This is a genomic window from Burkholderia sp. Ax-1724 (assembly GCF_011752995.1).
In the GTDB taxonomy this organism is placed as follows: Bacteria; Pseudomonadota; Gammaproteobacteria; order Burkholderiales; family Burkholderiaceae; genus Paraburkholderia.
Map to the genome: position 1 here is coordinate 1 of NZ_VWWL01000011.1, position 12,203 is coordinate 12,203.

The window sequence follows — 12,203 nt, forward strand, 5'->3', positions numbered from 1 at the left end:
GTACTTCCGGTACTTCGGGTACTTCCGGTACTTCGGGTACTTCCGGTACTTCGGGTACTTCCGGTACTTCGGGTACTTCCGGTACTTCGGGTACTTCCGGTACTTCGGGTACTTCCGGTACTTCGGGCACCTCCTCCACCCCGATCGGCAACGTCGTCACCCAAGCCAGCAACCTCATCACCGCCGTCGGCACCACGGTTGCCGATACCGGCGGCAAGGTGTCCGGCACGTCGATCCCTGGCGTCAACAGCGCGACGACCACCAACCTCGGCGCGGCGCTCACCGATCTCGGCGACGGCGTGAAGACGCTCGGCAACGGCGCCGCAGCCGGCCTCGGCTCGCTCGGCAGCTCGGCCAATCCGCTCGGCCCGACGCTGACTTCCACCTCGGGCGTCGTCTCCGATGCAGGCGCCGCGGTCAAGTCGGTCGGCGGCGTCGTGGCAAGCCTCGGCAGCGGGCCGCTCAAGCCGCTGGCGCCGGTGACCTCGACGCTCGGCGGCGTCGTCGATGGCGTGGGCGGCGGCGTCATCGCCGTCGGCTCGGGACTGAACAAGGTACTGACGAGCGCGCCGGTGCAGCAGGTCGAAACGCAGCTCAGCTCGGTGATCAATCCGATCACGCTCACCGTCTCCAATACGACGCAAACGCTCGGCAACGCGACCGGCCTCGGCACGCCGCTCGACAAACTGCTCAGCACGCTCGGCAACGGCATCGACTCGGCAGGTCTGAAATTGTCGAACTCCACCAACGATCAGGTCGGCAAGGACGTCGGCGGCATCGTGAGCCAATTGGGCAAGACCGTCACCAGCACGGGCGGCCTGCTCACCGGAGCGACCACCAATCCGCTCGCACCGCTCACCGGACTGCTGGGCGGACTCGGCGGCGCAGGCGGCAGCGGCGGTTCGGGCGGCATCGCGATCCCGCCGCTCACCGGACTGCTCGGTAATCTCGGCCTTGGCCTCGGCGGTACTGGTGGCACGGGCGGCACCGGCGGTTCGGCCGGCCTCGGCGGCCTGCTGAGCCCGGTCACCGGCCTGCTCGGCAAGGTCGGTTCGCTCGGCGGCACCTCGGGCAACGGCGGCCTGCTCGCGCCGGTGACGAGCCTCGTCGGCTCGCTGACCGTCTCGGTGAGCGGAACCGTCAGCGCGGGCGCAAGCGCGGGAACCAGCGGCTCGGGCGGCGGCGGTGCCACGCCCAACCCGGTGACCGGCCTGCTCGCCGGCCTCACCGGCGGTTCGTCGAGCGGCACGAGCAGCGGCGGCTCGGGCAACAAGGGCCTGCTCGCGCCGGTGACGAACCTCGTCGGCGGCTTGCTCGGCGGCGTCGCCACGACTGGCAAGTAAGCGTTCTTCGATACGGCGGCCGGGCCTTAAAAAATCAACAGCCCGGCCGCTAACAATGTCATGACTACGAGGATGGCATGAACTCCACTATCGATACCGTCGCGCAAGCGCCGGACGCTCGCCCGCGTTCGGCGGCTCCGTTTTCGGTCGGCCTCGCCGGCATCGCTGCGGGCCTGCTGACGCTCTGGCTGCTGCGCAACAGCACGACACTCGACGGCGCGACGCGCGGCGTACTCGCGTCTCTCGCGATCATCGCGATGATCGCGCTTCACGATCTGTTCGTCGCGCGCGTCTATTTGCGCCCGAGCGCCGGACTGGCAGGCCACGCGGTGCGGCCGCTCAGTGTCGCGCGCGTCGCGGTGCGGCTCGCCGCGCTTGCGTCGATCTATGCCGGCATCGGCCTGCTCTATTTCCTGCTGCCCGAATACCAGGGCACGTTCTACGAACCGTACTGGACGCTGCTGCGCACGCTCGCGCCGTACGTGATCGTCGCGGCGCCGTTTTATTTCGCGTGGATGGACCGCCGCCAGCGCGACACCGACGACGCGTACCTCGTATGGGGACGCCTGCTGCTGCGCGGCGAGCGCCCCGCCAACTGGCGTCCGCTGCGGGAGATGCTGGCGGGTTGGATGGTGAAGGCGTTTTTCCTGCCGTTGATGACCGTCTATCTGTCGACCAACGCGGATCATCTGAACGGTTCGCTGAACACCGCGCTGAACGCGCCCTTCACGCTCGACTCGTTCCGCTTCATGTACGACCTGTCGTACTCGATGGACCTGATGTTCGGCACGGTGGGCTATCTGTGCACGTTCCGCATTCTCGACAGCCACGTGCGCAGCGCCGAGCCGACGACGCTCGGCTGGCTCGTCGCGCTCATCTGCTATCAACCGTTCTGGTCGGTAATGGCGAACCAGTACCTTCGCTATGAAGGTTCGGTGTTCTGGGACAACTGGCTTATTTCGGTGCCGACGCTGCGCATCGTCTGGGGCGTCGTGATCGTCGCGCTGCTGCTGTGCTATGCGTCGTCGACGATCTCGTTCGGCTTGCGCTTTTCCAATCTGACCAATCGCGGGATCATTACTTCAGGGCCTTATCGTTTCACCAAGCATCCGGCTTATATCTCGAAGAATCTGTCGTACTGGATGATCTCGGTGCCCTTCATCGAGCCGCTCGGCTGGCGCGTCGCGCTCATGCATTGCACGGGGTTGATCGGTATCAACCTGCTTTATTTTTTGCGGGCAAAAACCGAGGAACGGCATTTGATGAATGATCCGGAGTATCGGGCTTACGCGGAGTGGATTGGGAGGAATGGGGTGGTGGCGAGGGTTTTGAGGGTGTTTGGGTAAAAGTACTTGAAATCATGCAGGCGGTAGTTGAGTTGTTTTATTGGTGCACTCTGTCTATTACTCCATTTATTACGATATATCTCGCGCCGCCAATTCTGGCTGACGCACTTCGAAGGCGGACGAGAACTCGTCCGCCTTCTCCTTTCTCTCCACACAAGTTAGCGGCAACTCCCTCAAACGTTCGATTCAAACAGACCCTGCCAGCACCCTCCGATATAACCTAGAAATGGCGCAGCGAAACGCGTCTACTCCGTTCCTTCCTGTACGGTCCGTTACGGGAGACGTAACGTAACGGGCCAGCTCCTTCATACACGCCAGAACGCTGCCCGCCACATCACCCATGCTCTGCGGATACCCGTAAAGCATTGTCAGAAAAGGTTTTATCCCGTTCGCTTCGCCACCGAGCAACGGGAACATGTCTATTGGCATGCTTTCTGCTTTTTATGAACCGCGGTACAGAACGTGGCTTAGAAAGCAGTGGGCAATATTGCGTTCGCGTCAACGCCTGATCTGATCGGGGGTTATCAGGTCAGGCTCCTCAACGCGTAGCGTCAGTGCGTTTCGCAGTACGGCGCTGCAGATGCAATGTGAAGCGCCGCATGCGTCTAACTGGCGCCGTCGGTTTCACAGGACGTTCCCCATCGTTGTTCAGGCTCGTTCAGCCATGTAACTGCGGCTGGTCGGGTGCAATCCGGTTTGTGTCTTGAATTGCGCGCTTATCGCGTGGCGAGGCAATGTCGTCTTTTACGACGATAGAGCAGTAGTAAAGAGCAAACAAAAAGAGAGACCTGATCTGTGCGAGCGAAATACGCATTGCACAGATCGACAAAAAACATTTGGCGCCAAAGATGCGCGCGGGGAAAGAAGAAATGGAAACGACAGATTTTTCACACCACAGAAGAGCGATGCCAGGCTTGCACAGCCTGATTGCGCGTCTTCTCGATGTGACGCTTGTCGTTCTAGGATCGCTGGTTGCATCGCATGTGAGATTCGAAGACCTAGCGCAGAGCCGTCTCGATACGGCTTTCGTCGCGTTTGCCGCCGCTTTTACGCTGGTGCTGTTTCCGATGTTCGGCGTGTACGGTTCATGGCGCGGCAGAGCCATGCTGCGCATGATCGGGCAAGTATCGCTCGCGTGGCTGGTCGTGCAAGGCTGCGGACTCGTATTGATGTTCTCCTTGCATCGGTCCGATTTCATCTCGCGGCTGTGGTTCGCCTATTGGACCGGAATGACCGGTGGCGCGCTGGTCACCTCTCGCGTCGCAGTGCACATGGTGCTCGCGCGTCTTCGCTATGCCGGCATGAACCTGAGGCACGTCGCCGTCGTCGGTTGCGGAGCACATTGCCAGCAGGTCGTGCGCACGATCGAAGGAGCCGCCGGTAGCGGCTTTCGAGCAGTGGCGGCTTTCGACGCACGACCGGTCATCAGCACCGCCGGCTCAGGCGTGCCGGTATACGACGACGTCGGGAAATTCGCCGCCTATGTCCGCACTCACGACGTGCAGGAAGTATGGCTCGCGTTGCCGCTTTCCGAAGAGCGCACCATCTCGCGATTCGTCGCGGAATTCCGCGACGATCTCGTCAACGTGCGTTTCGTACCCGACATGCGCAGTGTTGCGCTGTTCGATAGCGGCATGATCGATCTGATCGGTATGCCCGCGATCAACCTCGTCGCATCGCCGGTACCTGCGCGCGCGCTTGTGAAGAAAGAGATTTTCGATCGCATATTCGCCGCCTGTGCGCTATTGGCACTCGCACCGCTGCTCCTCGCAATCGCCATTGCCGTGAAGTGCTCTTCGCGTGGACCGGTGTTCTTCACGCAGAAGCGCAAGGGCGCGGACGGACAAATCTTCAAGATCTACAAGTTTCGCTCGATGCGTCCGCATGTGGTCGAGAGCGGCGTCGTAAAGCAGGCAACCAAAGACGATCCGCGCATTACGCGCGTGGGCGCGTTTCTCCGCCGCACCAGTCTCGACGAATTACCGCAGTTCTTCAACGTACTGCGCGGCGATATGTCGGTGGTCGGTCCGCGTCCGCATGCGATCGAACACGACGAGCTCTATCAGAAAGTGGTGAACGGCTATATCCATCGCTACCGGATCAAACCCGGCATTACAGGATGGGCACAGATCAACGGTTTCAGAGGCGAAACCGATCGCATCGAAAAGATGCAGGAGCGCGTCGAACACGATCTCTATTACCTGAGGAACTGGTCATTCGGATTGGACATGCGAATCGTCGCGGCGACTATCGCCAAAGGATTCGTTCACAGCAACGCGTATTGATATCCGTACCCACGACAACAACGCATGGCCACGAAACTACGCGGACTGACGTCTCATCCGACACCCACGGCTCTGGCGCTCGCGGCGACGCTTGCATTCCCGGCGTTGGCCCATGCGACCGATCCCGCCCTGGGCGCACTCGGCCAGGCCGGCGGCCTGGTGATTCCTTACGCGTTTGCGCTGCCCGAAGGAATGGTGGAAACGCAGTACAACAACTACATCGATCCGCGCTATGGGACGCAGGCGACCGGTTCCCAGATCTACTGGGGCGCGGTGGGATTGCTGCCATACGTCGAACTGTCGGCCGGCCTCGCGAACTATCCGGCCAACGTGCACGTACCGTATTCGAATGAGGAACGCTTTCTTTTCCGTCACCTGATGGGAAACCTGAAAGTCGAAGTACCGAAGTTCTTCAAATACCAGCCAACGATTGCGTTCGGCCTCAGCGACATCGGCGGACAAACACATTTCTTCCGGTCGAAATACGGTGTCGTTTCACAGGCATTCGGACCATTGACGTTGACTGCTGGTTACGGTCAGGGCGATCGCCTCGACGGGCTATTCGGCGGTGCGCAGCTCTCGCTGTGGCATACCGGTCTGTCCCTGCTCGCGGAAGACGATTCGAAAACACCTTACGCGGGCGTACGTTATCAATCGCCGCGAATCAGCTGGCTCGCCGACGCGAATGTAATCGGCACCTTCGCGCGATCGCTGCGCTCGACGAATGGCGTATCGCCGCGCACGTCGTTTTCGGTCGGCATTCAGATTCCGCTCGGCAAGCGCTTTAGCGGCGCGCGCTGCGAAAACGGCCTGTGCGAAGGCCCGCAAACCGGCGCCACGCAAACCACCGCGGCGAAAGACGACGAACCGCTACGGTTCGCAAGCCTGCCCCCCGTCAACGTACGTGCGGCAACGGCAAGCACCAACGCACTAGCCAGCGCGCCGATCAGCTACGTGCCACCGCTGCAATCGTACGCGTCGGTCATGCTGAGCGACGCGACGCCAGCGAAATCCGCGGACACGCCCGCACTGGCGGAAGCGCTCGATACGTCCTCGCTCGACGAAATCGCCGCACATCTGTTCGCCGCAGGGCTCGAGCGCGTGCGCGTCGGTATCAGCGGTCACGATCTGATCGTCGAGTATGAGAACCATCGCTACAACCAGAATGAAACCGACGCACTCGGCATCGTGCTCGGTGTGGCGAGCGTCAACGCACCGCACGGTACCAGCAAGATTCACGTCGTGATCAAGAAGGCCAATGAGCCGCTCGGCGAAGTGACCGTCGATCGCGACGCATTTGCGCAATTTATGGCCGGTGGCGACCCAATGGCCGCTAGCGCGTCGCTGACGATGCGCACGCGTCCGACCTATGACCCCGACTCGATTTCCTGGCATGGCGACGAGCGCAAGCACGGGCTTACGCGCATCCAGATCGAGCCGGTCGTCAGCTACCTGTACGGCACCGAATACGGCGTATTTGATATTTCGCTCGGCGCCAACATTCAGGGCTTCGTGCCGCTATGGCGCGGCGCGGAGCTGTACGCGAGCTATATCGCACCGCTTTACAACACGAAGAACATGGACGACGGCCGCGTGTTCAGCGACTACCGCCTGCGTGGCGGTCTGAACGCCGTGGCTCTCGCGCAGAGCTTCTGGATCGCGCCGCGGGTTTTCAACGTGCTGTCGGTCGGCAAGTTCGATTACTCGTATGTCGGCGCACAAAACGAAACGACCGTCTTCGTACCGGGCCGTCCCGATCTGATTCGTCTGCGGCTCGCGTATCTGCACCACGAACCGGGCCACGACGACCTGCCGAGCGAAAAGAACGCGGAGTTGACTTACCGCTGGGTACAGCCCGCGTGGAAGCTATGGATCGAAGCCGGCGTCGCGCGTTTCGTCGGCGGAGATAAAGGCCCTGTCGCCACGCTCACGCGCTGGTTCGACGACGTATCCGTCAGCGTGCATGGGGAACACAGCGGCCAAGGCACGTTCGTCGGCGCGGCGGTCAGCTTCCCGCTCACACCGCGTCAAGGCATGCAGCCCGGCATTACGCAGGTGTATGGCTCGGAAGACTTCGGCCTCGATTTCCGCACGCGCGTCGGTTCGACGAATTACCTGTCGGCCAATGCCGCTGAAAACATGAGCTTTCCGTATAGCACGCAGCAATACCTGCTGAATCAGGGTCGCTTTAGTGGCGAGTACTTCTCCACGCAGCTTTACCGGATGCGCGACGCCTATTTGCGTTACGGCCATCCCGATCGCAATGAAAAGAAAACCGCGCCGCAAACGGGTGCGCAAGAGTCGCCGATGGGAATCGCACTTTTGCGTCGCGACTGCGGAAAACAGGTTCTGTCAGGTGTAAGCGATGGACTGGCGTTAATGCCCGTCAAGTGTGAATAACCTTCTTTGGAGATACACGATGAAACTTCTTAACGGTGCTACGCTGCGCACCCTCCAGTACGGATCGATGATGCTCGCTGCCAGCGCGCTGGTTGCATGCGGTGGCAACGACGTCGGCTCCGCCCCTACCGCGACGATCAGCGGCACGACCGCGGTCGGTGCCGCCCTTGCCAGCGCGAACGTCACGCTGACCTGCAAGAACGGATCGGGAAGCACCACATCCGATTCGAATGGCGCCTATAAAGCCACCTTCAGTTTCGATGGACCTTGCGTGATCACCGCAAGCGGCGGTTCGGTGACGATCCATTCGTTCGCGGCCGGTTCCGGCACCTACAACGTGACGCCACTCACCGAACTGCTGCTGAGCTACCTGGCCGGCCAACTCGGCACGACGGAAAGCGCGCTACTTGCGGGCATTTCGTCGAATGCGTCTTACCAGAGCGCGCTTTCGAATAGCACGGTCATCGCAAATGCGGAAGCTGCGGTCGCGAAGCTCATCAAGGACAAGTACGGCATCACGCTGTCTTCCTCGTCGTTCCTGACGGTGGCGTTTACGCCGGGCTCCGCCGGCGCCGACTCGGATCTCGACACGCTGCAGACCGCGGGAGCGATCACGAGCAACGGCCAGCCGGCGGCGGCGCTGGCGGCGGCGGCATTGGCGGCAGGTCAGGCCGCGCCGATTTCGGGCGGTGGGACGGGGGGGAATCCGACGGGTGGGACGGGTGGTTCGGGCGGAACCGGAACGTCGACGAAGTAGGCGGCATCACATGATCGCGCGGGAACGCTCACGCTCCCGCCGATCCATCTCAACAAAAAGATCAATGCAAGCGAGTTCCGCAGGCAAGCAAGCATCGGTCATCTGCAGTTACAGCATCGACCAACACTAAATGTGTGACGGCCGCCGCGGTGATCCGCAAACGGCATCGAGCACGCTAATGGCCAACGGCTTTACGGAGCAGTGAAATGAGAGTGGATGTAAATGCAATCGGCAGAAGCCTGAGGATTGTGCGCGGCGTGTCCGCAATCGCCGCGTGTGCAAGTATGGTGGCGTGTGCCGCCGCGCCGGGCATGAAGATGAGTACACCAACAGCGCTCCCGGTGACGACCGGCGACGCACAAACGCCGGCCACGAATCTGCCAGTATCGATCGAGGACATCAACGTTACTCTGATCGCGCAGATGCAAAACCAGCTCGCGCAGACACGCTCCGATCAGCTTCGCGATCTCATGTCGGCTCCCGCTGCTTATACGCTCGGCAAGGGCGACGTACTGCAGATCACGGTGTGGGATCACCCGGAACTCGTTGCCGCTCAGGCACCGAGCGGACAGACGACGACGCGCGCGTTCGATCCGGCACCTGGCTTTGTGATCGACGAAGACGGCAATCTGCAATTCCCCTATGTTGGAAACCTGCACGTCGAAGGGCTCAAACCCGCCGAAGTTCAACGCGAATTGACTACACGTCTCGCCAACGTCTTTATCAAGCCGCAGGTGACGGTGCGTATCGCGTCGTTCCGCGCGAAACAGGTGTTCGTGGACGGCCAGGTGCATACACCGGGTGCCCTGCCGCTCAACGATATTCCAATGACGTTGTACGACGCGATCAATCGCGCAGGCGGCTTCAGCGATACCGCCGACCAAAGCCATCTTGTGCTCGTGCGCAACGGCCGTTCGTATCCGATCAGCCTTACCGACATGCTGGACACGGGTATCAATCCGGCGAAGATCGTACTGCATGACGGTGATCTGCTGCGCGTGCTCGCGCGCGACGAAAACGGCGTGTATGTGATGGGTGAAGTCAACAAGCCGTTGACCGCGCTACCCATGCGCAACGGCCGCCTCTCGCTAAGCGACGCCATCTCGCAAGCAGGTAGCCTGAATAGCAGTACCGCCGACGCGTCCGAAGTCTACGTGATACGGGATTCGCTGAGCCCGCACCCACAGGTCTATCACCTCGCTGCACGCTCGCCGGTGGCGATGCTGCTCGCAAATCAGTTCGAATTGAATCCGCACGACATCGTCTATGTCGACGGCAATGGCCTGGTGCGCTTCTCGCGCGTGCTGAGCCTGTTGCTGCCGGCCATCAATGCCGGACTCACCGCGGCGATAGTGACCAAATGATCAACACCATATTGGTCGTCTGCGTCGGCAACATCTGCCGCAGCCCGATGGCTCAGTACCTGCTCGCGCGCGAGCTGAACGGCGTCACCGTCATATCTGCCGGGCTCGACGCAGTCGTCGGCTGCGGGCCCGACCCGCTCGCGGTGCGTGTAAGCGCCGAGTCAGGACTCGACATCACCTCCCATCGCGCACAGCAATTGAACGTCGGCCTGGTTGGCGGCGCCGATCTGATTCTCGCGATGGAAGCCTCGCACAAGCACGAAATCATGCGACGCCATCCGGGCGCGTCGGGAAAGGTGTTCCGGCTCGGAGAGATCGGACGCTTCGACGTGCCCGACCCCTACACGAAACCGATTGCACAGTTCTACGACGCATTCGATCTGATCCGGCAAGGCGTGGATACATGGACGCCTCGCATAAAAGCCATGGCCTAACGAGGAAACAACAACATGAACAACCGATTGGATATACCGGTCGAGGACCACATCGACGAGGACGGCGACCTGATTCGCTACCTCGACATCGTGATCTCGAACCGCTGGCTCATCATCAGCATATTCGTCGCGGTCACGCTGCTCGGAACCGCTTACGCGTTCCTCGCGCGACCGACGTACGAGGCGGACATGATGATCCAGGTCGAGGAAGACAATCCGACCAGTGCAAGCACTCTACTCGGCGACGTGTCGTCACTGTTCGACGTCAAGACGCAAGCCGAAGGTGAACTGGAAATTTTGCAGTCGCAGTTCGTGGTGGATCAGGCCGTGCAAAACCTGCGCCTCTATATCGACGCGCAGCCCCGCTATTTCCCGCTGGTCGGCTGGCTGATCGCGGCCAATGCGAAAACCCTGTCTAATCCTGGCCTGCTCGGCTGGGGGGGCTTTGCATGGGGCACGGAATCAATCGACGTGCGTGAGTTCGACGTACCGAAAGAACTGTACGACGAACGCTTCAAGCTGACGCTGCTCGACAACCATCGCTTCATCCTGAAGCAATCGGACCTCGACTCGCCGATCGAAGGCGTAATCGGCCAGGCGGTCGACGTCGAACAGAGTGTCGGCCATATCCACCTGCTCGTGCGCGACGTGCATGCAAAACCAGGCGCCACGTTCGTTCTCAAGCGGCAATCGAAGCTCAAGACGCTGACCGATCTGCAAGACAAGCTGAACATGCAGCAGAAAGGCAAGCAGAGCGACATCATTACCGGCTCGCTGCGCGGCACCGATCCGCAACTGATTTCGTCGATCATGAATCAGATCGGCCAGGCCTATGTCGAGCAGAACGTGAAGCGCAAGGCGGCCGAAGCGGACCAGTCTTCACACTATCTCGAGACGCTGTTGCCGGGCCTCAAGCACGATCTCGAAGTTGCCGAGAAGCGCTACACCACAATGCGCAATCAGCGCGGCTCGTTCGATGTAAACCTCGAAGCGCAAACCTTTCTGCAGCAAAGCGTCGCGACGCAAAGCGGCCTGCTCGATCTGGAACAGAAGCGCGCTGATCTCGCCTCGCGCTATGCACCTGGCCACCCGGCAATCGCCGCTCTCGATCAACAGATCGACGAGATGAAATCCAAGCTCGGTGACGTCAACGGCCACCTCAAACGCCTGCCGAACGTCGATCAGGACGCGGTGTCGCTAATGCGCGACGTGCAGGTCGCACAGGATATCTATGTCGGCACACTAAACGAGATCCAGCAACTGAAGCTCGTTTCGGCTGGCAAGGTCGGCAACGTGCGTCTGGTCGACCCTGCGCGCTTGCCCGACGAACCGGTATGGCCAAAGAAGCCACTCGTAATCGGTCTCGCCGCGATCGCCGGTTTGATCTTCGGCATCGGCGCGGCATTCGCGCGGGAAATGCTGTATGGCGGAGTCACTGATGCGCAGGATATCGAGCGCTACGCGGGTCTCAACGTGTACGGCACGATCCCTCTTTCGCAGGCACAGAAGCCTCTGAATGCATCGATGCAGGCGGGTAAGCAGGGCAAATACCTGCTCGCAGAAACCAATTCGACGGACCCTTCGATTGAAAGTCTGCGCAGCCTGCGCACGGCTCTCAGCTTCGCGATGCTCGAAGCACCGAATAATCGGCTGCTGTTGACGGGCCCCGCACCAGGCGTCGGCAAGTCGTTCATCTCCGCGAACCTGGCGGCCGTCCTGTGCGGCGGCGGCAAGCGCGTTCTGCTGGTTGACGCGGACATGCGGCGCGGCCATCTGCACCAGTACTTCGGCCGCAAGCGCGGCACGGGTCTGTCTAATGTTCTCGCCGGCCAGGCGACGGCTGAAGCCGCGATCCAGTACGACGTATCGCAGGGACTCGATCTGATGACGACTGGTAGCATTCCTCCCAATGCGTCGGAGCTGCTGCTCAGCGAAAGCATGAGCCGCCTGATGGAATCGCTGAGCGAGCGTTACGACATGGTCGTCATCGACACGCCGCCGGTACTGGCTGTTTCTGACGCACCGGTGATGGCGACAATCGCGGGTACCGTGTTCCTGGTCTCACGCTTCCAGAAGACCACGATCGGCGAACTCACAGAGAGCGCACGACAACTGCAACGCTCGAACGCCCCGCTCAGGGGCGTGATCTTCAACGGCGTCGATGCGCGCGCGTTCGGCTATCGCTCGAAATATGGCTCGTACCGCTACGTGGCCTATCAGTATCAGAACCAGAAGCCGGCGAAATGAGTACGCTGCGAGCTACCTGGCGGCGCC

8 protein-coding genes are annotated in these 12,203 nt (G+C 61.1%); all 8 read left to right on the forward strand.

Going from position 1 to position 12,203, the window contains the following annotated elements; genetic code table 11:
• On the forward strand, positions 1-1,343 hold a 1,343-nt coding region (locus tag F3J19_RS14680), incomplete at its 5' end, for a collagen-like triple helix repeat-containing protein (RefSeq protein WP_205192888.1).
• A gap of 77 nt (positions 1,344-1,420) precedes the next feature.
• A complete protein-coding gene (locus F3J19_RS14685; protein WP_167042528.1) occupies positions 1,421-2,689 on the forward strand; it encodes an isoprenylcysteine carboxylmethyltransferase family protein in 1,269 nt (422 codons plus the stop codon).
• Between the two features lie 905 nt (positions 2,690-3,594).
• A complete protein-coding gene (locus F3J19_RS14690) occupies positions 3,595-4,974 on the forward strand; it encodes an undecaprenyl-phosphate glucose phosphotransferase (RefSeq protein ID WP_167042530.1) in 1,380 nt (459 codons plus the stop codon).
• Positions 4,975-4,998: 24 nt separating this feature from the next.
• Positions 4,999-7,374 carry a YjbH domain-containing protein gene (locus F3J19_RS14695; protein ID WP_167042532.1) on the forward strand — a complete coding sequence of 792 codons (2,376 nt, stop codon included), beginning with the start codon at positions 4,999-5,001 and terminating at the stop codon, positions 7,372-7,374.
• Between the two features lie 19 nt (positions 7,375-7,393).
• Positions 7,394-8,131 carry a carboxypeptidase regulatory-like domain-containing protein gene (locus F3J19_RS32385; RefSeq protein WP_205192890.1) on the forward strand — a complete coding sequence of 246 codons (738 nt, stop codon included), beginning with the start codon at positions 7,394-7,396 and terminating at the stop codon, positions 8,129-8,131.
• Between the two features lie 284 nt (positions 8,132-8,415).
• Positions 8,416-9,495 carry a polysaccharide biosynthesis/export family protein gene (locus F3J19_RS14705; protein WP_240158974.1) on the forward strand — a complete coding sequence of 360 codons (1,080 nt, stop codon included), beginning with the start codon at positions 8,416-8,418 and terminating at the stop codon, positions 9,493-9,495.
• Positions 9,492-9,929: a low molecular weight protein-tyrosine-phosphatase gene (locus tag F3J19_RS14710; RefSeq protein WP_167042536.1), complete on the forward strand. Its 438-nt coding sequence runs from the start codon at positions 9,492-9,494 to the stop codon at positions 9,927-9,929. Before F3J19_RS14705 ends, F3J19_RS14710 begins: the two co-directional genes overlap by 4 nt.
• Before the next feature lie 15 nt (positions 9,930-9,944).
• Positions 9,945-12,176 (forward strand): polysaccharide biosynthesis tyrosine autokinase, encoded by a 2,232-nt coding sequence (locus tag F3J19_RS14715; protein WP_167042538.1) that lies wholly within the window; start codon positions 9,945-9,947, stop codon positions 12,174-12,176.
• The last annotated feature ends 27 nt before the right edge of the window (positions 12,177-12,203 follow it).